The organism is Colwellia sp. BRX10-3 (assembly GCF_014077505.1).
Taxonomy (GTDB): domain Bacteria; phylum Pseudomonadota; class Gammaproteobacteria; order Enterobacterales; family Alteromonadaceae; genus Cognaticolwellia.
The window spans coordinates 146,185-168,999 of the sequence record NZ_JACGWA010000001.1; the positions used below are offsets into that span (position 1 = coordinate 146,185).

The window sequence follows — 22,815 nt, forward strand, 5'->3', positions numbered from 1 at the left end:
TTATTTGCGTTCGCATGCCTTTAACGTAAAAACTGAAGTGGCTAAAAATCTATCCTCAGATATCAGGGCGTTATTTTATATATATATGATCCTCTATATTGTGGAAATGTTTGGTTTTTTTAAGTTAATACACAAGCTAAAGTAGTGTTGGTAAGGTTAGTTTGTTATACAATCTATTTATGCACTGTGTTTTTCAAGGATAGTTAGTAGTGAATTCAACCGTCAGCAATCATCAATCACTTAAGTGGTTATTAGCCCTTGCCACTTTATATACACTTTATCTTGCACAGTCTTTAATTATTCCGATCCTATTTTCTGGTTTTATTGCGCTTTTATTAAGTCCGCTTGTGAAGCTGTTAAAAACTTTCTACATACCACGTACGATTTCCTCATTTATTTTATTAGCTATGCTGGTAGCACCCTTTACATTTTTAGCCTCAGAGTTGGTAGCACCAGCCCAAAAGTGGGCACAGCTGTTACCTAAAATCACCGTTGAGTTGAATCAAAAAATTGATACCATTAGTGATGAGTTTGCGAGTCAAAAGCAGATGGCTGAAGCAGAAGCTGCGGCGAAAATTAAAAAAGATGATGATTTTAGTTTTTTTGGTTTCTTTTCAAATGATAAACCAGTACCTAAAAAATCAGATGAGTTAGACGAGAACACAGTAGAAAAACATATAAAGCAAGGTGGCATAGAACTGGTAATCAAAGGGCTAAGCAGTGCGCCTATTTTTTTAGCACAATGTTTCGGCTGCTTAATATTAATTTTATTTTTACTCATCTACGGACCATCTGTTTATATTGCCACAAGACGCTTCCCCCATATTGCCAATAAGAAAAAACTCGATTCCATTGTTTATGAAGTGCAAAAAGTATTATCTAAATATATTGCGACCATTAGCGCTATTAACTTTATTCTTGGCGCCGCCACAGCCATTGCGTTTATGCTGCTTGGATTAGACGACCCTATTTTATGGGGAGCTTTGGTTGGCTTACTTAATTTTGTACCTTATATTGGCTCAGCTATTAGCATTGCCATTTTAACCTTAGTTGGCTCAGTTCAGTTTGGTTTAACGCTATTCGCCTTAGTACCTGCCAGTGTATTTTTGATTATCAATGTGCTTGAATCACAATTTCTAACGCCCCTAGTATTGGGTACTAAAATGCAACTCAACCCATTAGTAACTATTTTGTGGCTATTTTTTCTTGGTTGGCTCTGGGGAATGCTGGGTGTGCTGTTGGCGGTGCCTATTTTAGTTTGTATAAAGTTAACGCTCGAGCGACTTAATTTACTCAACCATTGGGTAACCTTTATTGAAGCTAAAGCGTAAATAGTTTCGCTGTTGAACAGTTAAGTCCTTATAAAATTATGGGTTAAACTGTATTTGATAAAAGGTGAAGAGGAGTGAAATTTTCATTCTTCTATGTCAATACTTCACTAATTATAATATGCATATCATACCGCAACTTAAGTTATTGAATATAAAGTATAAAAATAATCTTTAACTTGACTCAATGATTGCTACGCTTAAACTAAGTAACAATAACTGTTATGTAAAAAGGAGAAACATCACATGGCTACTACCACTTCAAACAGCGCTAAAAAATCAAAATCGACTCATCCTGTATCTGATAAAGTGCAAAATACCTTGCACGAGTCTGTAGATATCCTTGCTGAAAAAGCAGCATCTACCGAAGAGCGTTTGCGTGACGCTGCTCAAGCTGGTACTGAAGATTTTTCCGCTAAGCAACAAGAAGTACAAGCAAAATGGGATCAGTCTTCAGTGAAAAAATACGCGATTGAAAATCCAATAGCAACAGCTGGTATAGCATTTGCCGCAGGCGTATTGTTAACTAGCTTATTACGTAGAAAGTAATAGCAACTCAATAGGAAGCGAATATAGTGACTATAAGCGCAGACTCAGATACTCAGCGAGAGCGTGACAACGCTGAGGCTGAAAGCGTACGCCTCACGCAGGATCAAGAGCAAGAGCAACAAGCAGAGGCGTCGTTTCATGCCACTTACTCAGCTATAACTAACCTATTTAAAGTTAAACAGAAAAAGTATCAAAAAACCTATGAACTCGCGCTATTAGAAGGAAAAATATCTCTTCAAGCAATAGCCGTATTTGCTATATTAATACTGCTTACTTTCGTCGTCGTAGTTGCGCTTTGGTGTTTAATTAACGTGGCTATAGTTTTGGGCGTTAAGCAATTTTCTTCATCGCTTTGGCTAGGTTTACTAACAGCAGTAGGCGTTAACGCTCTGCTATTTGGTATTTGCTTTAGTTTGATGAGAAAAGTTAAACGCGAAGTAGGTTTTAAACGCACTAATCGAGTGCTAAAAGGTGATTCATGATAGTTTCATTATTTAAAAAAGCCAATCAAGCAGACCAATGTGAAGCTGACTTAATACTGCTAAAAAAGCTAGACAAAGCCCAAAGTAATCGCGCAAGAGAAAAATCTTTAGCGCTTATAACATCGCCAAAAGGGTTAGCAGCAATTTTCACCCTTGGTGTTGCAAAAGGTTTCATTAAACCGAGCATTGCGCGACAGTTGAAAAGTATGGCGATTGTATTTGGGAAAACTAATTTAGATGGTTGGTTAACAGGCGAAGAGATGCAAGCGCCTGAGTAATTAAAAAGCTGGCAGTGCTTCAGTCATATACATTATTGTCTTTTAACGACTTGATTAAGTATGTTTGAGCTACGAATAACTTATCAATGTAGATGAAAAAAGACGCCTATCCGCGTCTTTTTTTGTATTTAATATTTATAACTAAATTTTTAACTAGTCATACTTCTACAATACCGATGTTTAACCCATGCGATGAAGAGCACAAACTTTGTTACCTGATGGATCACGTAAATAAGCAAGGTACAACTTACCAACAGGCGCTTCTCTCACGCCAGGAACATCTTCACAAGCAACACCACCATTAGCAACACCAGCGGCTTGCCATGCATCGGCTTGTTCGGGAGAAGTAGCGGAAAAACCAATAGTACTACCATTGCCATGGCTTGCGGCTTCGCCATTAATAGGCTTAGTTAGGGCGAAAATACCGCTATCAGTAAAATAAAAACAACGACCTTTGTCATCAATAACACCCGGCTTATGGCCCAGTTCTCCTAAAATGGCATCGTAAAATACTTTTGATGCTTTGACATCGTTTGCACCTATCATGATATGACTAAACATTTAATTTTCCTTTTTAATTGAACAATAATACCTAGCGCATCACCTAAACTATTAAGTAGTTAAGTTATCGCTTCGGGATTTCAAGTCTGTGCTCTAGCATGCACGATAAGCTGCTATTAACACAATCAAAATTTTACCTAAATTAGCGGATTTATAGGCCCTATAAATAACTAGCCTTACCGCATGAATTTGAGAGGTAGCAACTTACAGCTCAGTTTTATTTTCTGGTTTGTAAGTTACATGCAGGTCGGTTGCAAGTTCATCATCATTCGCATTGCGATTTTCAGCTATCCATAAATAAAATACCGGTAACACAAACAAAGTAAAAAACGTGCCTATCGCCATACCAGCAACTAAGATAATACCAATACTATTACGTGCTTCTGCGCCAGCGCCTGTAACTAATACTAGCGGAAAATGCCCCAATATAGTCGCTGCTGTAGTCATTAATATTGGCCGTAAACGTGTGGTTGCTGAGTCAATAACCGCGTCAAATTTAGATTTCCCCTCTGCTTGTAAGTGATTAGCAAACTCAACAATTAAAATACCATTTTTCGCAATTAGACCAACTAAAGTCACTAAGCCAATTTGTGAATAAATGTTTATCGTGGTTAACTCCAAAAATGGCAGTAACAGTGCCCCTGACAAGGCTAATGGCACACAACCCAATAAAATAACCAAAGGATCGCGATAACTATTAAACTGAATTGCTAATACTAAAAATACAATCACTAATGAGATACCCATCACGTTTATTAAGCTGTTGCCTTCTGACCTTATTTGGCGCGATTCACCTGCGTAATCTAAGTTATAATTTTGAGGTAAAATTTTAGCCGCTGCCAACTCTAAGGTTTTCAATGCCTGCTCTTTAGTTACGCCGGGTAATATGCCACCGTAGATCCTAAATGAATTTTGCTGACCAAATGAACCTAGCACTCTAGGCACAGTAAGGTATTTAATTTCAGTGAACGCCGACACGGGTATTAAAGCACCCGTTGGTGTTTTTACTGTTAGGTTTAATATTTTTTCAGGTTGTTTAGAAATATTGTCAGCCACCATAGGAATAACACGGTACGCTTTGCCGTTGGCATCGAATCGGTTGACGTAATTACTGGAAAGATAGGTTGATAACTGGCCACTAACACTGGCGATATTCATCCCTAAATCAGCAATTTTTTCACGGTCTAATTTCAATTCAATTTGCGGTAAATCTATTTTCAAATCAGTATCCGCATAGAGGAATTGGCCACTTTGAAATGCTGCACCAACCAGTTGGTCTGCGTATAATTTCATTTCACGATATGGTGATGTCGACTTAACCACGAGTTCAACATCAAACTGCCCAGCGGTAGGTAATGGCGAAGGCAAAATAGGTAATAGTTCTAGTCCTTCAGAATTCTGCAGACGACCATAAACCTCAGGTAGCATCGCTTGTATGCTTTTTTCACGTTTATCATTTCCTTCAAATTCAAGGCCGCTAAATCCACCACTACTGAATATAATCTGCCATACCTCTTTGCTACCCTCGGTTTCAAGTAAAGCTTTGGCAACGCCTGCGACATTATCTTCACTGTATTGTAATGAGGCATCTGGCGGTGATTGCACTATGATGAACACACTACTTTGATCTTCAGTGGGCGCCAGCTCTTTTGCCGACATTAAATAAAAAGGTACAATTAATAACGAAACAATTAGGGCGAGAAAAAGTAACTGCCCTTGCCAGTGAAACGTTCTTACTAATAATCGACCATAAAAATTTTGTAAATGCTCAAAGGCATGATTAACCTTAACCGTTAACTTACTTTCTTTACCGCCCTCACTGGATACATAAGCACTCATTATGGGTGACAAAGTAATGGCAACAAGTCCAGAGATCAGCACTGCAATGGCTAAGGTGAAGGCAAACTCTTTAAATAAAACCCCCGTTAGGCCTGATAAAAAGCCAATGGGTATATAAACAACCGCTAAGGTTAAGGTCATGGCAATAATAGGCACAAGTAGTTGCCGTGAGCTCATTAATGCTGCTTGCAGGCGTGGCACACCAGCTCGCATGTGCCTGGCAACATTTTCAACCACAACTATTGCATCATCAACCACCAAGCCAACCGATAAAACTATCGCTAATACGGTCAATAAGTTCAAACTAAAACCCATTAACCAAATAGCGGCAATTGCGCCTAATATAGAAATAGGAATAGTAACCAAAGGTACTAATGCTGCTCTAAATGAGCCCATTAACAGCACAACTACAATGCCAACTAACACTATGGTTTCCATCAAGGTTGTAACAATTTCTTTTAGTGCATCACGCATATAAAGCGTGCCGTCGTAAGCAATATCTATTTTAATATGTGATGAGGCGGCATTGATTTCATCAAGCACTTTATAAAGTTCATCACCAATAGCTATTTCATTTGCCCCCGGCAATGGCCAAACAGAAATATAGACCGTGTCTTTACCATTAAAACGTGCAGTAGCCGTGGCTTGTTCTGCGCTATATTCAACTCGCGCGACATCTTTTAAGTACACTAAGGTGTTATCGCTTTGCTTAATAATTAACTGTTCAAACTCACTGACCGACGACATTTGTGTGTTGGCAACAATATCGATTTTTTGGCGTTCATTTTCAGCATAACCTAACGTTGAAATGCGGTTATTATCAGCTAAAGCTTGATACACTTCATCAGCACTTAGATTGAAAATATTTAATCTATCGGCATCTAGCCAAACACGCATTGCGGGTGTTCGAGCACCTTCTGCACCAACCTTTTGCACCCCTTCAATATTGTTAATAACGGGGTTGATTTCTCGGGTAATATAATCGGTAATTTGTGCGAGTGTTGAGCCTTGTGAAACAACATTGAGATAAAATACTGCGAATGGTCTATCTGTTCTAGTTACCGTTACAAAAGGGTCCTCAGCACCTGTGGGCAATTCAAATTTAATTTGATTAAGACGGGTATTAAGTTCGGATAAGGCATCGGTGCTATTTTGATTAAGCTTTAGCCAAGCCGTTACTTTACTTTGTCCAGAGCTGGTGCTTGATTCAACAAAGTCGACCCCTGGTACTGTTGACGCTACTCGCTCGACGGGGTCGGTAACAAAACCTTTAACAACATCTGCAGACGCGCCAGTATAGTTAGTGGTTATTTCTAATGATGCACCTTCAATTTTGGGAAATTGTAATACCGATATCGCATTAACCGCCCAAATACCTACTAAACAAATAAATACTGACAATACCGTTGAAACCACAGGCTTGCGAACAAAAACATCCATTAGGTGTTTAGAAGGTGATAATTCTTTCAGCATGAGTATTCCTATCCACCCACATTTGCTTGATCAAAATTAGTTTTCAGGCCTTGGCGCAATTTAAATGCCCCTTTAGCGGCGATCAAGTCATCAGCACTTAGTCCTTTAATGACAATTACTTGCGCGTCAATACTATCGCCTAAAACAACTTTCTCTCTACTCGCGCGATAGTCACCCTGCTCATCTTTAATGAGTTTAAAAACATAATCGCCGAGTTGATCACGCACTATGGCTAAACTTGGCACTGTGATCACAGATTGGGCCTGTAAAATAGGTAAAGCAACTTTTACTAATTGATTGGGCTTAATATCTAATGCTGAATTAAGTACTTTGGCTCGATACATAAGTTGGCGTGAGTCTTTACTATAGAGTGATTCCATTGAGCTTATAATGGCTGTGCTACTTGTACCCAACGAAGCAGCGTCGGCATTAACCGTGACTTTAACTTCGCTATTTACCAATAGTTGAGCATAGGTTTGAGGTACTTTGAAATCTACCCAAATGTAGTTTTCAACACCGAGTAAATCGGTGATTTCAGTATTTTTATCAAGAAATTGTCCAACATTAATATTATGGATACCGACACTCGCATTAAAAGGGGCAGTAATGACCTTTTTAGCAATAATGGCCTCTAAGCGAGCAGTATCTGCCATGGCGATGCTATATTCTGCTTGCGCTAAATCGACACTTTCTTGACTAATTCGGCTGGCTTTTTCTAACAATTGATAGCGCTGTAGCGTTTGCTTTTTCAGCTTAATCGTCGCTCTTGCAGAAGATAATAAGGCTAACTCTTCGCTATGATCTAATTCAACGAGTAACTGGCCTTTGTTAACCACATCACCTGACGCCATATTCAGCTGAACAACCTTGCCAGCAAGTTCATTTTTCAAGGTGATATAGGTTACCGCATGCCCTTCACCAATAACCGATAACTGTTTTTGATAATTAACACGTTGCGCACGAATAGCTTGTACTTTCGCACTTGGTTCGAAGTCTGCTTGCATTTGTGTGCCACTAGACAATGACGCTTTATAATAAAACAGCCCTCCAACAAAAATAGCGATAATAACAACGACAATAAACCAACGAATTAATTTCATAGTACTTCCTAATTTAAAATATCGTCGCGACTCCATGCCCACGACACGCCTGTAAATTATTTAACAGGACACGACCTCAAACACAGTTGAGGCCAATTACTCATTCAAAAAAATGACAACATCCGCACTCATCTCAAAGCGACAAACTATTGCTGACATTCAAAGTACAGGTAAAGATACCGTTAATAGCGAAAAAATTTCAAACGTATTAATTTTAATGAACAATAGCGCTATTATTTTGTCATACAAACCTCAAAAGCCAAAGACAATACGCTTAAGTTATAGGGGGTTTGCTATCGAATCAATTTAACTTAAGTTAATATGGTTTTAATATAATTTTGAAAATATCTGAATCGCTAATCACTGGAGCAACTTTTGCTTAAAAAACTAACGCTTTTATCTGTAACACTCATTACCACTTCACTTATGTCATTAACATTAAGCCAGTCGGTTAACGCAAAAAATGCCCAAGTAAGCAGTACTGCGCAAACAACCGCTGACTACGCGGTAGAAACCTATAAAAATGACATGGTTGATAGTTTACGTGCACTTATTAAGCATAATACAGTCGCAAAAGAAGGTGTGTCTGCTAATGACAATTCGGCCCACATTGCCTTCAAAGCTGAGTTAAAAAAGCAAGCATACGCACTTGGTTTAGATTATAGCGATGACGGCTATGTGGTCGTAATTGGTTTAGGTGACCAAAAAGAACGAGTGGGTATTATAACTCATGGTGATGTGCAGCCTGTTAACCCTAAAAAATGGAAAAACTCACCTTTTGAACTTGATACTACTACAGAGCCTGGGCGATTAATTGGTCGTGGCACCGAAGATGACAAAGGTCCTATTTCAACGGCTTTGTATGCGATGAAAGCGATTAAAGATAAAAAAATTGCACTCAACAAACGTATTGAGTTATACATTTACATGGCAGAAGAGTCTGATTGGGAGCCATTAAAAGCTTATATAAAAACCCACAAATTACCGCAAACTAATATCACTATTGACGCTGAATACCCTGTTGTAACAGCAGAAAAAGGTTATGGCACCGTTAAGTTAGTTTTTAACAAGCAAGAAAAACCAACCATTTCGCCTTATGTGAGTGAATTTAGTGGTGGTTTTTTTGGCAGTCAAATCCCTGAAGATGCCAGCGCAACCATCGAAAATGCCAACATTGTATTATTACAAAGGTTAATGCGTAAAGCACGCAGTTACCAAGGTGTTAGCTTTGATCTTGAATTAAAAGACAGCACATTAACCGTTAATGCTTTAGGAAAATCAGCACACTCTTCAAAACCTGATGAGGGTGTAAATGCTATTCCTTATTTGGCCGACTTGTTATCTAGCACACGTTGGGAAAATAATGGCCCTGGTACTTTAGTTAACTTTATTAATGATAATATTGGCCTAGGATTAGAAGGTAAAAAGTTTGGTAACATTGCTTATAAAGACGATTTTATGGGCGCGATGACCTTCTCCCCCACGGTAATTAAGCAGCATGAAAAAAGCATTGAGCTGAACATTAACTTACGTCGGCCACAAGGCAAGAGTAAACAGCAACTTAGCGATGAAATTCATCAAGCTGTGCAGAACTGGAATAATAAATTTGACGCTAACGTTATAGAATTAGAACATTATATTGGTGACCCTTTTGTGCAAAAAGATGCGCCACACATCGATACTTTATTAGCGGTATTCACTCACTTTACCGGAATTAAAGACGCTAAGCCTATTGCGATTGGTGGCGGTACAAATTCACGTTTATTCCCAAATGCCGTAAGTTTTGGCCCCTCGATGCCCAATACTGAATACACCGGACATTCAGAGCATGAGTTTATTACTATGGAGCAGTTTGTTTTAAACTTGAAAATGTATACCGCGGTAATGGTTGAATTAGCTAAATAACCTATAGCCCATAAGCGAAATAAGCTAAAAACATTATTTATATGACCAAAAGCACATATGTGCTTTTGGTCAACATTAACTCATTTCTTTTAAAACCATTTTTATAGCCATACGAGTATCGTCAATTTCACCCATTAACTTAGTAACAACGGCTTCTTCCGTGTGTATTAAATGCCAAGATTCTGCCCAAACAGCTTTAATCATTTCCGCTTTACCTCCTACATTTGGTGCAATTAAAGCGCTCAAATCAACTACTAAACCGACTTTAACCCAACCTTTTCTTGGGTTGCCTTGAATAATATCGTTATCATAATGTGCTGATAAAATTATATGCTCTAATTCACCTAAATGTGAAAGCACTGCAAATGCAGCGGTACGCACATTATTATTTTCTTCACTTACTTCCATGCGCCAAGCATTATAGCTAAAGCCCAATAAGGCAAACAGCACACTAAATACACTCATAATGTAATAAAATTTTAATTTTTCTTTCAAATTTTTCAAATTTTTCAATTTGAATACCTTAATAACTTTATAACTTTATAACTTATATTGTTTAAATTTAAGCTTAATCGACACTTTTATCCAACTTATCAACTTCACATTAAAAGTATCAAAAAAAATTCAGCTATGCGGTATGCTTTTTAATTCTCGCTAAGTGATCAATACATTGGGAATTAATAGACTTGGTATTAGTACAAGTAAACGATATTATTAGACAAAATCATTTATGTATTAGTGCTATGAAAAAAGTTTGTGTGGTTACCGGTGGCAGTTCGGGCATTGGCTTAAGTATTGTTGAGCTATTTTTAGCACAAGAATATCAAGTATTTAATCTCGATATTACTCCGTCAAACATTGGCGAATTTTGTCATTGTGATATTACCGACGTTAACGCGGTCAACCACATCATGAATGAAATCAGCAAAAAAGGCCGAATAGACGTCTTAGTTTCCAATGCTGGCATTCACTTTTCAGGTTCGATTGAAAATACCAGTGAAGCGGATTTTGAACGCGTTTTCAATATCAATGTTAAAGGTGCTTACTCTGCAATTAAAGCGGTTTTACCCGTCATGAAAAGCCAACAAAACGGCGCAATAATATTGATGTCTTCAGATCAAGCCCTTATTGCCAAACATAACTCCTTTGCTTATAACTTGAGTAAAGCTGCTCTCGCTTCGATGGCGAAAACTACCGCGCTTGATTACGCGCAATTTAATATTCGTGCTAATGCTGTTTGCCCAGGCACCATAGAAACGCCACTTTATCATCAAGCGATTGATAATTACTGTGAAAAGTCAGGGGCGAATAAAGCTGACGTACACGCAGAAGAAGCAGCTTTGCAGCCCTTAGGTAGACTTGGTCAAGCGGAAGAAGTTGCTGAGTTGGTGTACTTTTTAGCCTCAGATAAAGCTAAATTTATCACTGGCAGCTTGCAAGTTATCGACGGTGGTTATACCGCGCAATAGCACCAAATAACAGTGCTCTAACAATAGAAGCTCGAATGAAAATAATCGACCCGCACCTACATTTATTTGATCTTAAAAAAGGTAACTATCAATGGTTAAGGGAAGATAACCCGCCTTTTTGCCCAGATAAACACCTAATAGCGAAAAATTTTTCTGAGCATAACCTAACACTTGCCGCGCCATTAACCCTGGCAGGCTTTGTTCATATTGAAGCGGGTTTTGATAATGAGCAACCTTGGCGTGAAATAGCTTGGTTAGAAAACACCTGCAACATGGACTTTCGCAGTATCGCACTACTCGATATTACATTACCTAAAGCACTGTTCTTGCTAGCACTGGAAAAGTTAACAAGCTATAAAAGTGTCGTGGGCATTCGCTATATTTTAGATGATGACACAATAGCTATTCTTAACGATAACAATAGCCAAGCTAACCTAGCAACTTTGGCCGAGAGCAAGCTCAGTTTTGAGTTGCAAATGTCACTAGCAAACAGCCTAGCTGTCGATCGTTTAATGACCATATTATCAGTAACGCCAAATTTGATGCTTTGTATTAATCACGCCGGCTGGCCAACGCAAAATCACGTAGAATACGCGCATTGGTTACAAAATATTGAACGCTTAGCTAGCTTCGAAAATGTTTTTATTAAATGCTCTGGCTTCGAAATGATAGATAAGCATTACTCAGCAAGTTGGCAACATAAAGTTATTAATCAATGTATCGAAAAATTTGGGGTCGCGCGCGTTATGCTAGCCAGTAATTTTCCGTTAAGTTTGTGGCATGCTAGTTATCAAGATACCTGGGGATCGTACTTGGCACTTGCGAAAAACGAACTTGCCGAGACCAAACTTGCCGGCACTACATTTTTATATAATGCCGAACAATTACAGCAATTATGCTTTAGTAATGCTCAACAATTTTATAAGTTTTAATAAAGTCACTTTTTAACTTCCTAGATAAAATATAACTCGCATTAATTCCCTCTTTATCGCAAAATAATTCCATATTAACTAATCATTAGGTAAAACCATTTCTTTTAACGCTTATGGATGCATTCGATAAAAAAATACTCAACATATTACAACATGACTGTACGGCCTCGGTAAGTGATGTTGCTAGCAAGGTTGGCCTGTCAACAACGCCATGTTGGCGTCGTATTCAAGCCATGGAAAAGTCTGGTATTATTAAAGGCCGAGTTGCATTGGCCGACCCTGAACAACTCAATGTCGGTTTAACCGTATTCGTTACCATTAAAACAAATCAGCACAACCCTAATTGGCTAAGTGAATTTAGAAAAGTAGCCATGGATTTCCCAGAAATTTTAGAATTTTATCGCATGAGCGGTGAAGTAGATTATTTGTTGCGCGTTGTGGTGCCCGACATGAAGGCTTACGATAGTTTTTATCAGCGCTTGATTACCCGGGCAAGCTTTGCTGATATTAGCTCTAGCTTCGCTATGGAAGAAATTAAATACACCACCGCCCTACCGATTGATTATATTTAGCAAATTTTAATTTAAAAAGTAGCTTTATATCCAGCGGCACTATTTCCGCAGGCAATAAAAAAGGTAGCTTTTGCTACCTTTTAACTCTTCCGTTAATCGTTTATTTCAAAGCATTGACCGTAACATTAGGTGAGCGTTTAACCACTTCATCATTTAACTCAATCCCAATACCTGGTATTTCAGATACTTCAAAAAATCCGTTTACGGGTTGTGGGTCTTGTAAACATAACTCTCGGTTCCAGTCTTTAATTGCATAAGTATGATGCTCATGAATTAAAAAGTTTGGAATAGCAGTTTCAAGGTGCAAAGATGCGGCTGTTGCCACTGGGCCGCCACACACATGCGCCTGAATTCGAATGTCGTAAACATCGGCATAATCACAAACTTTCTTCGCTTCGGTAAAACCGCCACATAAGCCAATATCCGGCTGTAATACGTCAATACTTTGGTCTTCAAAATAAGGTCGTACGTCCCAACGATGGTATAAGCGTTCACCTCCAGCAATTGGGACATTAACATTATCAGAAACTTTTTTATGTACGGCAGAGTTTAAATAGTTAACCGGCTCTTCATAGAACATGCAGCCAACTTCTTCAACTATTCGGCCCATTTGAATTGCCGATGCTGCGCCCATTAATGAATGCGATTCAAAAATAATGTCGACGTCTTCACCAACCGCATCACGAATAGCGCGCAAGCGATTACCAAATAAGCGCATTTGTTTCGGAGTAAATAATTTAGTGCGATCAAAGGAAGAACTGCCATCGTGGTTATAAACAATAGGGTCAACTTTTACCGCGTCATAACCTTGAGCAACTGCTTTTAAAGCAGCTTCAGCATATTGTGCCGGCTCAATAAGTTTATTAATTTTTTCATCCCAATCAAACTGCAATTGGCTGGCATAAGTACGCAATTTACCATTAGTTTTTCCGCCTAATAATTGATAAACCGGTAAACCTAGTGCTTTACCTTTTATATCCCACAGCGCGGTGTCAATTGCACTCATTGCTGAATACAAAACGGGGCCGCCGCCTAATCCCCAAAAGCTTTCGCGCAACATACGCGACCACAGCAATTCAGTATTAAAAGGATTAAAACCGATTAGTACCGCTTCAGTAATTTCTTTTAGCATGGCTGCAGCAGCGCTGTGACCCCAGTCATATGCAAGCCCCGCTTCACCTACACCAGTAATGCCTTCATCAGTATGTACACGAATAAAAACGGGATTCCAGCCTGGACGCTTTGGACATTCAATATCAAAAATTTCTACATGAGTTACTTTCATTACGCTCTCTTTACATTATTTTTTAATGCTGTTCTACAATAGCTACACCAAAACTTGTTGGCGGTTATAGCGCGAAACTTGGATCTTCTTTATATACCCGACGTAACATGGCTGGCCACGCTTTTTGCCCACCTGTTAGCCCGGTATGCACAATGCTTGCTTGTGCTTTAATTCCATCAACAATACTTTGGTCTACCAACAAGGGCTTCATCCCAGTTGACATGACTTGTACTTGAATTTCGCAAGCGCGGATCAAGTCATACATATGCATAAAAGCATCACCAATAGTTCTGCCCATCGTTAGCGCGCCATGATTACGCAACAACATAAAGTTTTTATCACCTAAGTCTTGTTGTATTCTCAGTTTTTCATCAGTGTTAACCGCTAAACCTTCATAGTCGTGATAACTTAATGAAGCCAACGCAAACATTGAATATTGACTGATTGGTAACAAACCGTCTTGCAAACTTGCTACAGCTATCGCTGCATTACTGTGAACATGCAGCGCACAAATATCGTCATGACGTACTTCATGAATTGCACTGTGAATAGTAAAACCTGCTGGGTTAAATTCAAATGGACAATCGTCATCAACAATGTTGCCCGCCATATCTATTTTAACTAAGTTAGATGCGGTAATTTCATCAAACCGCAAACCAAAAGCATTAATAAGCACATGTTCTGTATCAGGAATACGCACCGATACATGAGTGTAAATTAAGTCGTCCCAACCATGCAGCGCAATCAGTCGATAACATGCAGCTAAGTCAACTCTGAGCTGCCACTCTTGCGCTGATACTTTATTTTTTAAATCAATTATCGGAAGTGCTAACATCAGCATTTACTACCTTTTTCTTGAAAATTACTTTAGGGTCTTTATGCTCAAGACATTTAAAGATGCTTGGATAACTATGCGACAAACTTTATCCTATGATGGCATAGAGTGAAAGCACCAGATATTCTTACATAGAACAAAACAGGTGAATTATGTGCATTTTGTTTATCGCTATTGAACAACACCCCGAGTACCCGATTATTATTTGTGCTAATCGTGATGAATTTCATCAACGTCCGACACAAAACATGCACTGGTGGCCAGAACAAAACATATTAGCAGGTAAAGATTTACAAGCAGGTGGGACTTGGCTTGGCTTAAACTCTGAAAGTTACTTTTCCGCGTTAACTAACTTTCGTCGACCCGCAAGGTTTGATGAGCATAAACGTTCACGCGGTGATTTAGTCGTGAAGGCATTGAAAGCAGATGGCAACAAAGTACAGCAGCATTTGTCGCAGGACGCCCATCAATATAACGACTTTAATTTAGTTTTTGGTCCGTTAAATAATTTACAAGCATTTGATAGTGTAAATAAAAAACTTATCTCCCTCAAACCTGGTTTTCATAGTATTTGCAATGGTGCACTAGATGATATTTGGCCAAAAATGGCTTTGGGCATCACAACAATAGAAACCTTAATTACAGCTAATGAGGTGAACATAGAGGCGTTTTTTTCTGTCATGATGAACCAAGAACTTGCGCATGAGCAACAATTACCTATGACCGGAATTAGCGTAGAGTTGGAATATTTACTCAGTAGTATATTTATCGTATCGCCTGAATATGGTACACGCTCAACCGCTATAGTTTTGCAATCAAAGGTAGGTAATATTGAAATTTATGAACGTAATTATAATGAAGCTGGTCAGGTAATTAATCAAAATAAGTTTGATATCGAAACAAAAAACAAAGCCTAGTCTATTACACCATTTGTCGAATAATGGCGGCAATAATCGCGATAAAAACCACTACCCATAATATCTTAGAATATTTTTGTTGCTGTTCAGCTTCCATTGGTTTGCCATAGCGTTCACCTAAAATCACCATTAATGCAACAGCGGCAAATACACAAAATAAAATAATCAATAAGGTCATTCGGTTTATAATCCTTTTATCGCCATTTATTAGCGATTTTTGAATTTTCTAAAAAAGTAATCTTTGGTTATTTGCTCATCATACCGAGATCTGCTTTATCTGCAAACGTATCTCCCCCTTAAACCCGCTTTTAAACAACAAATTCATTGAGATCTGACATCTGTGCTTTCATTTTAAAATTAATCATTTACCATATGAAATTATTTTCAATTTGAACAAGCTTGCCATGCCAAATACTGATAGTTTTACCGATAAACGACGATTTATAATTCGTTTAGGCAAGGCCTTACATAAATTTGGGACGCCTGCTTATCGATTAGAGGCACATTTAACTGACGTCTCGAATAGCTTGGGTGTTTACGGCTCTTTTGTTATTACCCCGACATCGTTAACATTCGTTTTATCTGAAGATGACGAAAATCAAGACTACAACCATATTCTGCGAGTTGCGCCGGGCGAGCTCGACTTAGGTTCATTGGCCCGTGCCGACGAATTAGTTGATGAACTTACCTCGGGCCAACGCACGTTATCAGAGGCGATTGAACGCTTAGATGAAATAGCTAACAAACCGAATCCTTATGGTCGTTTTTTAACTTTTCTTGCGTTTGGCGCTTCAAGTGGTGCTTTCGCCATGTTGATGCACACCAGTTGGAATGACGTTTTTTGGTCTTCGTTATTGGGCTTGATAGTTTGCTTATTTACCTTTTGGGCAGAACGTTCACGCCGCGTAACCGACATGCTAGAGCCTATTGCCGCGATGACAACCGCAATTTTAGCCACAGCGATTGCTTTAATCGATCCTAGTATTAATATCCCGTTGGTGGTTTTGTCGAGCATCATCGCCTTTATTCCTGGCTTGTCATTAACCTTGGCTTTATCAGAACTTGCCGCGCGAAATTTGATGTCAGGTACTGCAAGGCTGATGGATGCCTTGATGATATTATTTAAAATTTACTTTGGTGGTGTTTTAGGTATCGCCTTAGGAAAAATGATGTGGGGCGAAGTCGCTTTCATTCAGCCACCCAACACACCTAATTGGACCTCATGGGCAGCTGTTACCACCTTATCAATCAGCTTAGTTATCTTATTTAAATGTCGTAAAAAAGACGCACCTTGGGGCATTATTTCAGGTTATGTAGCCTTTGGTGCTAGCATAGTTGGCGCTGAATATTTAGGTGTTGCCTTAGGGGCATTTGTTGGCGCTTTTGCTTTAGGTATATATGGTAGTATTTTTTCACGCATTATGAACCTACCCTCAAGTATTGTTAAATTAATGGGACTGGTTGTTTTGGTGCCTGGAAGTAAAGTGTATATTGGTTTAAGCAACGCAGTGTCGGGGCAAACTATGTTAAATGCCACTGACATCGGCTCGCAGACATTTCTAATTTTTATGTCATTAGTCGCGGGGCTTATTTTTGCCAACGTTGCTTTTCCATCAAGAAAAATTCTTTAATGACAAGCACTCACACTAGGCTATTTAGCTAATGATAACCAAAACAAAATACCACCATGGCGATTTGCGTAAGTCGCTAGTGAGTACAGCAACAAACATGGTGACAGAAGCTGGCATTGAAGGTTTGTCGTTGCGTAAACTCGCCGAACGCATTGGTGTGTCTCGCACGGCTGCTTATCATCATTTTACCGATAAAAATGATTTGTTATGTGCTATTGCTGAGCAGGGTTTTGAGCAATGGCATCAGCGCGCTAGTGAAATTTTCTCTGAAGAAGAACTGTCTCATGAAGCGAAGTATCGCAACTTTGTTCACGCGTATATAGGTTTTGCAACCAAAAACCCATCGCTATACGAGCTGATGTTTGGCCGAGTTATTTGGAAAGCAAACAATAGCACTCAAACGTTAAAGGAAATTGCCTACACTAGTTTTAACTATCAAGTTGAAATGACTAAGCTATGGCAAGAGCAAGGTATTATTATTCAAGGCGAAAATACTCTAAGGCTAGCTCAAGTGACTTGGGCTACTTTACATGGTATCGCACGTTTAGTGATTGACGGCATATACGCACAAGAAAGCCAAATCGATGAAATGTGTGAATGTGCGGTTAACGTGTTTCTCGCAAGTACACATAATACCCACTGAAATAATGAATTAGCCTACTTTAGGCAAAATAAAAAGGTAATTTTTTATGACAACCGCTGACAATCAAACAAAACTTGCCCAATTTGATGAGTTTTTTTCCATAGGCTATGACTTCAATATCAACGCGAATGTTATCGAATTAGCAAAATTGCCTAACTATCAGCAGTTTATTGAAAACATGCCAGCTCCATTTAAAATAGCGTCAGAAGTAAGCACCTTAGATCAAAAGGCCCTGCGCCCACTTCAAGCTGTTGCGGGTGTTGCCAGTCAATTAATGGAATACCTTAATCATCAAGCCAAAAAAATGGATCTTTTAGTCGGTTATATTCTTAGCCAACAAAACGATGCAAGCACAAGGTTTCAAGCCGTTAAATTTGGTGGTGGTGGCATTATATTTAAAAGCAAAGACACAACAACTTTTAGCAAAGGTAACTTTATTGAATTGAAGTTGTTTTTTGCCGAAGAAAACACGGCGATTTTTTGTATTGGCGAAATCGTAGATAGCGAATTAGTCGACGACCACAGCCAGCTCAAGGTGATTTTTCATCATATTCGTGAAGAAGATCAAGAAACATTAGTGCGCAATAGTTTGCATCAACAATCAAAACAACTTCAAGCCTTAGCGCAACAGCGTAATCAAGCTAAAAAATCTGAAACTTAAACTGATTAGTGCTAGTTAGCTTCTTTATCATTCAATTTACTGATAATTAAGCTCGGCTATTAATAATTAAATTTGATTTTAAAGTTATATTTTGCCGATATCAGCATTATTTTTACTCGTAATAGCCGTTAAGACTTAATAAAATAACTTTTTATTTCAAATAAAACTCAAAGATAAACCTCACTTTAACCATGCAATAGCCAAGTTGCTACTAAAGCTAGCGATGGTAAAGTACACATTCCACCTTACTTAACAGCTAAAAATAAAAACGTAAGCCATTGTTTTATAGTTATTTATTTTATTTAACAGCCATTCACTTATTACTTTATATTTTTTATCCCGCTATTTTTAGCGTAAATTTTGAGTCTGTATTTTAATTCGATAAAAAATTTTGATGAATAATCGCAAAATAATTCACTTTTCAATTCTTAATTATCAGCACATTATCTAGTGGAAAATACAAATATGATTTTTTATAAGGTAAAGAAGTGAACATTGATACATATGCAGACACTGATATTGATGAAGATTCAAATTTTGATACTGGTATTGCTGGTTTTGAAATTGCCTATGGTTCAACCAATAAAAAAGCAATGAGAAAAACAACGAAACAAACATATCAGATAAGACAAAGATTAGATTCATTAAATGAAAAAAAATTTCTTGATAGACAACTTAATTCCTTAAGTGACTATTGGGACATGTAATTAAATTTACATTAACGAGATTAAATATGAAAAAATTAATTTTAGCATTGGCTGTAGTGGCACTAACGTCAAATATAGCATTTGCCCAAGACGAAGAACCTGAGTTAATGGCTGCATCACCTGAATATGTTTTGGGCCTTTTAGCTCAATGTAAAAGTGATGCTGCAGAAGATGAAGTTGAAGCTTCAGAAATAAATAGTTATTTATTAACCTGCATTAATGACGAGTTAGAAGCTAGTTATTATGAGCCAATTAAAGCCTTGCCTAAAGCGGGCTAAATAGAGCTAACTTTTATACTTTTTAATGCTAAGTCACTCAAATTATTTAACTCATTTATACAAGTGAGTTATTTAATTTGAGTTCACTTATTTACTAAACTGGTTATCTATCTAATTATTCGATTCAGCAAGTGATCGTAAATACACGTTTAATATCAATTCAGTCACTTACTCCTCACTAAATAAACATTGCTAAAGTAGCATAGATAATAACAATATTTGCGGCCCTAGCTAACAGCAGCTATTAAGCTAATTAACTGGAATGGAATTCCAGTACAGAGCTGTCGTAATTGTAGCGTCTAAGTCAACGTCTTTAACCGTCACCTTGATAAGAGTGCAGACCTTTCACTAGTGATTTTTTAGCGCTATTGAGCTTCTACCAACTTGTATCAGGCTTCCAATCAGCCACCCATTGGGGAATATCACTGGCCGGCATAGGTTTGGCAATACCATAACCTTGGGCTAAATCACAGCCCAGTTTTAATAGCGCCGCACCGTGTTCGATCGTTTCCACACCTTCTGCAATCACCTCTCGTTTGAATGATTTAGCTAAGGCTATCACGCCTTCAACAATGGCTAAATCATCCATATCATTCAACATATCTCGCACAAAGCTCTGGTCTATCTTAATCAAGTGTGCTGGTAAACGTCTAAGATAAGTCAGCGACGAATAGCCTGTGCCAAAATCATCTAGGGCAAAGTTTACACCCAGTGCTATGCAGTCATTCATGATTTTTGAGACATTATTTATATCATCTAAGGCACTTGTTTCCAAAACTTCAAGCTCTAAATAACGAGGTTCCACATCGGGGTGAGCTGCTAGCAGTGTCGCTAGTCTCTGCGTAAAGTCTGGTTGCTGTAATTGCACAGCTGCAATGTTTACGCTAGTGCTTACAGGAAGGTTTAGCCCCATTTTCTGCCATTGGCTTATTTGTGTCAGAACAGTATTAATAACCCACTCCCCCATCTCGGCACTCATGGGATTATTTTCCATTACAGGCAAAAAATCGATTGGATTTAATAGTCCGCGTTTTGGATGTTGCCAACGAATAAGTGCCTCAACACCTATTACCGCAGCTGTTTTCATATTGACTTTTGGTTGATAATGGAGCACAAATTGATGATTATCTAATGCGATACGAATCGCCTCAAGACTTTCCTGTTGTACTTTTACCGCGTCATCCTGAGCCGTATCAAATAAATGATAACGATTTTTGCCTGATTCTTTAGCCACATACATAGCTTGATCAGCATGACGCATGAGTAGGTCGGCATCCACACTATCTTGCGGGTAAAGTGTGACGCCAATACTGGCTGATACATTTAACACCACATTACCAACAATCACAGGCTCTGACGCTGCCAATAACAACCGTTTTAATACGGGTTCAAAATTTTCAGATGTGGTTAATTCAGCTAATATAGCGACAAATTCATCACCGCCAATTCGGGCTAGAGTATCACCTTCACGTAAAGCTTCTTTCATGCGAAGAGATAGTGCAATGAGCAGTTCATCACCCACGTCATGACCATAGGCATCATTGACGTGCTTAAAACCATCTAAATCTAGAAATACCACAGCAAGTGATTGCTTATGACGGCGGCACTGCAACATAGATTGAGATAAACGATCAGCGAGTAAGACACGATTTGGCAAGCTGGTCAGTAAGTCGTAATGGGCAATATGTTCTAATTGATTTTGATGCTGTTTAATCGCAGTAATGTCAGTGCATAATGAAACGTAATGTTGCACTAAACCATCAGTAGTCTTCACTGCGCTAATAGTGAGAGTTTCAGGATATATTTCACCATTTTTACGGCGATTCCATATTTCACCATCCCAATGGTCTTGCGCTAGTAAAGTAGTCCACATTTCAGCATAAAACTCGGACGGGTGACGCCCAGATTGAAGAATACTTGGATTTTTACCTAACATTTCTTCAGAAGTGTAACCAGTAATACGGCTGAAAGTAGTGTTGACTTCAGTAATAGTGCCGTTGGCATCGGTGATCATTATGCCCTCATGAGCGTGGGTAAAGACACTGGCGGCGCGTTTTAGTTTTTCTTCGATTTGCTTACTTTCGGTAATATCGTGTATTACTCCTACTAGAAAATAGTTTCCATTAGGATCTTCAAACCGATTCTTCCTTGTCAGCACTCTTTTACTTTGTAAACCACTAGGTGAAAGTGTTTCTTCGCAGATAACCTCTTTCCCTGTATCCAGTACTTGTCTATCGATAGCAAAAAATCCCTCCATCTCGCTAGGTGGAAAAGATTCAGCAAGAGTTGAGCCGATTATTTGATTCCTAGACAAGCCAAAAAAACTGCAACATGCGTCATTAACAAGGATAAGTTTAAATTCTTCATCTTTTACAAATATGGGATATCCTGTATTGTTAAAAATCGCATGGAGGTACATCTCTATATCTGGAGGATTGTCTTCTAACGAACTTAGCGGTGTTGTGTCTTTATTTTGCTTCGACGTCATATTACAAATTCCTTGTAGAGATAATACATACATGAGGTACAGGAATGCTGTTGCAACTTGCAAAAATTTTCATATGCTGAGGATTTACTTATTCTGAACGTTTAACATCAACTTAACTTATCTTAGTTTACCCTTGGAACTTTGCAACCAACCTTAATAATTACAATTTAAAAATATTTTCAAATATAAAGTCGACCTGAAGGTTTGTTAAGTGCTTCAAATGACGTTCACCTTATCCATGACCGTAGGTGATATTTTAGTAAGAGGGAGCATTGATTTTATTACATACTTCTGAAATTATTGCTTTTTCCAAATAAAATAAACAAAACGAGCTAGATCTCTCTTTCACTCTTAAAACCATAGTTCAATGATTTTAAGAGTGACTATATACCTTACTAAAAAAATCAATCAGCCAAAGTATAAAGTATCAAATACGCGGTGCAATCAATCGATGCACACAATAATAAAGACCGAAGTGCGCGCTAAAACCTGACCTAATTTCTGAGTTATTTAAACCAAACCTTTCCACCAATAAATTTATAGGCAGGCAAACCTCGAACAATAGTCTCGCGAGCGAACGGTTTTTGACATTTAGGACAAACACAAGGCTCAACCGTGTAATCCTGACTTATCCGTTCTTTAAAGCTTTTTATTAGCGCCCCTTTACCGCCCTTACGGTATTTAAATAATAGGGAATTGCAGCCGACACAAAAAATATCGACAGTTTTTGTTGGGCCTTTCTTATTAGGTTTTGCCATAAATTAATACTACGTATGTGCTCAATTTTTACTGATGATTTACGTTAACTTTTGGGGTTATATTTTTACTATATTCTTTGTTTTGCAAAAAAGCCGATTTACCTCAATTAACTAAGGTAAACCG

23 protein-coding genes are annotated in these 22,815 nt (G+C 38.3%); 14 read left to right on the forward strand and 9 right to left on the reverse strand.

The window, feature by feature from the left end; genetic code table 11:
* Positions 1–209: 209 nt before the first annotated feature.
* The 4 genes from H4J38_RS00685 to H4J38_RS00700 all read left to right on the forward strand — a co-directional run bounded on the left by H4J38_RS00685 (position 210) and on the right by H4J38_RS00700 (position 2,637).
* Positions 210–1,331: an AI-2E family transporter gene (locus tag H4J38_RS00685; RefSeq protein ID WP_182128505.1), complete on the forward strand. Its 1,122-nt coding sequence runs from the start codon at positions 210–212 to the stop codon at positions 1,329–1,331.
* Between the two features lie 243 nt (positions 1,332–1,574).
* Entirely contained in the window at positions 1,575–1,877 is a 303-nt protein-coding gene (locus tag H4J38_RS00690; RefSeq protein WP_182128507.1) for a DUF883 domain-containing protein, read from the forward strand.
* Between the two features lie 26 nt (positions 1,878–1,903).
* On the forward strand, positions 1,904–2,359 hold the full coding sequence (locus H4J38_RS00695) for a hypothetical protein (protein WP_182128509.1): 456 nt from the start codon (positions 1,904–1,906) through the stop codon (positions 2,357–2,359).
* The gene (locus tag H4J38_RS00700) at positions 2,356–2,637 is read left to right on the forward strand and encodes a hypothetical protein (RefSeq protein WP_182128511.1); all 282 of its coding nucleotides are present in this window, start codon (positions 2,356–2,358) and stop codon (positions 2,635–2,637) included. The genes H4J38_RS00695 and H4J38_RS00700 overlap by 4 nt, the downstream gene beginning before the upstream one ends.
* 180 nt (positions 2,638–2,817) lie before the next feature.
* Here H4J38_RS00700 and H4J38_RS00705 read toward each other — a convergent pair whose 3' ends face one another.
* From H4J38_RS00705 to H4J38_RS00715, 3 genes are all read right to left on the reverse strand, one after another.
* Positions 2,818–3,198: a VOC family protein gene (locus tag H4J38_RS00705; RefSeq protein ID WP_182128513.1), complete on the reverse strand. Its 381-nt coding sequence runs from the start codon at positions 3,196–3,198 to the stop codon at positions 2,818–2,820.
* A gap of 204 nt (positions 3,199–3,402) precedes the next feature.
* On the reverse strand, positions 3,403–6,510 hold the full coding sequence (locus H4J38_RS00710) for an efflux RND transporter permease subunit (RefSeq protein ID WP_182128515.1): 3,108 nt from the start codon (positions 6,508–6,510) through the stop codon (positions 3,403–3,405).
* 8 nt (positions 6,511–6,518) lie between these two features.
* Positions 6,519–7,610, reverse strand: a complete 1,092-nt coding sequence (locus H4J38_RS00715) for an efflux RND transporter periplasmic adaptor subunit (protein ID WP_182128517.1) — start codon at positions 7,608–7,610, stop codon at positions 6,519–6,521.
* A gap of 426 nt (positions 7,611–8,036) precedes the next feature.
* On the opposite strand from H4J38_RS00715, the gene H4J38_RS00720 reads away from it, so the two are divergent.
* Positions 8,037–9,515, forward strand: coding sequence for a dipeptidase (locus tag H4J38_RS00720; protein WP_182130036.1), 1,479 nt, complete (start codon positions 8,037–8,039; stop codon positions 9,513–9,515).
* A 75-nt stretch (positions 9,516–9,590) separates the two neighbouring features.
* On the opposite strand, the gene H4J38_RS00725 is transcribed toward H4J38_RS00720, so the two are convergent.
* On the reverse strand, positions 9,591–10,028 hold the full coding sequence (locus tag H4J38_RS00725) for a hypothetical protein (protein ID WP_182128519.1): 438 nt from the start codon (positions 10,026–10,028) through the stop codon (positions 9,591–9,593).
* A 230-nt stretch (positions 10,029–10,258) separates the two neighbouring features.
* On the opposite strand from H4J38_RS00725, the gene H4J38_RS00730 reads away from it, so the two are divergent.
* The 3 genes from H4J38_RS00730 (at position 10,259) to H4J38_RS00740 (ending at position 12,488) form a co-directional block, all read left to right on the forward strand.
* Entirely contained in the window at positions 10,259–10,984 is a 726-nt protein-coding gene (locus H4J38_RS00730; RefSeq protein ID WP_182128521.1) for an SDR family NAD(P)-dependent oxidoreductase, read from the forward strand.
* Between the two features lie 35 nt (positions 10,985–11,019).
* Positions 11,020–11,916: an amidohydrolase gene (locus H4J38_RS00735; protein WP_182128523.1), complete on the forward strand. Its 897-nt coding sequence runs from the start codon at positions 11,020–11,022 to the stop codon at positions 11,914–11,916.
* A gap of 113 nt (positions 11,917–12,029) precedes the next feature.
* Positions 12,030–12,488 carry an Lrp/AsnC family transcriptional regulator gene (locus H4J38_RS00740; RefSeq protein WP_182128525.1) on the forward strand — a complete coding sequence of 153 codons (459 nt, stop codon included), beginning with the start codon at positions 12,030–12,032 and terminating at the stop codon, positions 12,486–12,488.
* 100 nt (positions 12,489–12,588) lie between these two features.
* Here H4J38_RS00740 and H4J38_RS00745 read toward each other — a convergent pair whose 3' ends face one another.
* Together H4J38_RS00745 and H4J38_RS00750 are read right to left on the reverse strand one after the other, a co-directional pair.
* Positions 12,589–13,773: a mandelate racemase/muconate lactonizing enzyme family protein gene (locus H4J38_RS00745; RefSeq protein ID WP_182128527.1), complete on the reverse strand. Its 1,185-nt coding sequence runs from the start codon at positions 13,771–13,773 to the stop codon at positions 12,589–12,591.
* A gap of 64 nt (positions 13,774–13,837) precedes the next feature.
* Positions 13,838–14,608: a class II aldolase/adducin family protein gene (locus H4J38_RS00750; protein WP_182130038.1), complete on the reverse strand. Its 771-nt coding sequence runs from the start codon at positions 14,606–14,608 to the stop codon at positions 13,838–13,840.
* A gap of 152 nt (positions 14,609–14,760) precedes the next feature.
* On the opposite strand from H4J38_RS00750, the gene H4J38_RS00755 reads away from it, so the two are divergent.
* Positions 14,761–15,525, forward strand: coding sequence for an NRDE family protein (locus H4J38_RS00755; RefSeq protein WP_182128529.1), 765 nt, complete (start codon positions 14,761–14,763; stop codon positions 15,523–15,525).
* Between the two features lie 4 nt (positions 15,526–15,529).
* On the opposite strand, the gene H4J38_RS00760 is transcribed toward H4J38_RS00755, so the two are convergent.
* Positions 15,530–15,703, reverse strand: coding sequence for a hypothetical protein (locus tag H4J38_RS00760; RefSeq protein WP_182128531.1), 174 nt, complete (start codon positions 15,701–15,703; stop codon positions 15,530–15,532).
* Between the two features lie 226 nt (positions 15,704–15,929).
* On the opposite strand from H4J38_RS00760, the gene H4J38_RS00765 reads away from it, so the two are divergent.
* The 5 genes from H4J38_RS00765 (at position 15,930) to H4J38_RS00785 (ending at position 19,445) form a co-directional block, all read left to right on the forward strand.
* Positions 15,930–17,156 (forward strand): threonine/serine exporter ThrE family protein, encoded by a 1,227-nt coding sequence (locus H4J38_RS00765; RefSeq protein ID WP_182128533.1) that lies wholly within the window; start codon positions 15,930–15,932, stop codon positions 17,154–17,156.
* A gap of 31 nt (positions 17,157–17,187) precedes the next feature.
* Positions 17,188–17,799, forward strand: coding sequence for a TetR/AcrR family transcriptional regulator (locus tag H4J38_RS00770; RefSeq protein WP_182128535.1), 612 nt, complete (start codon positions 17,188–17,190; stop codon positions 17,797–17,799).
* Positions 17,800–17,845: 46 nt separating this feature from the next.
* The gene (locus tag H4J38_RS00775; protein WP_182128537.1) at positions 17,846–18,460 is read left to right on the forward strand and encodes a PilZ domain-containing protein; all 615 of its coding nucleotides are present in this window, start codon (positions 17,846–17,848) and stop codon (positions 18,458–18,460) included.
* A gap of 488 nt (positions 18,461–18,948) precedes the next feature.
* The gene (locus H4J38_RS00780) at positions 18,949–19,167 is read left to right on the forward strand and encodes a hypothetical protein (RefSeq protein WP_182128539.1); all 219 of its coding nucleotides are present in this window, start codon (positions 18,949–18,951) and stop codon (positions 19,165–19,167) included.
* A gap of 26 nt (positions 19,168–19,193) precedes the next feature.
* Positions 19,194–19,445 (forward strand): hypothetical protein, encoded by a 252-nt coding sequence (locus H4J38_RS00785; RefSeq protein WP_182128541.1) that lies wholly within the window; start codon positions 19,194–19,196, stop codon positions 19,443–19,445.
* A gap of 376 nt (positions 19,446–19,821) precedes the next feature.
* Here the strand turns inward: H4J38_RS00785 and H4J38_RS00790 are convergent, their stop codons facing one another.
* Complete coding sequence (locus tag H4J38_RS00790) at positions 19,822–21,933, reverse strand: GGDEF and EAL domain-containing protein (protein ID WP_182128543.1); 2,112 nt, start codon at positions 21,931–21,933, stop codon at positions 19,822–19,824.
* Positions 21,934–22,439: 506 nt separating this feature from the next.
* Complete coding sequence (locus H4J38_RS00795) at positions 22,440–22,691, reverse strand: hypothetical protein (RefSeq protein ID WP_182128545.1); 252 nt, start codon at positions 22,689–22,691, stop codon at positions 22,440–22,442.
* Positions 22,692–22,815 lie beyond the last annotated feature (124 nt).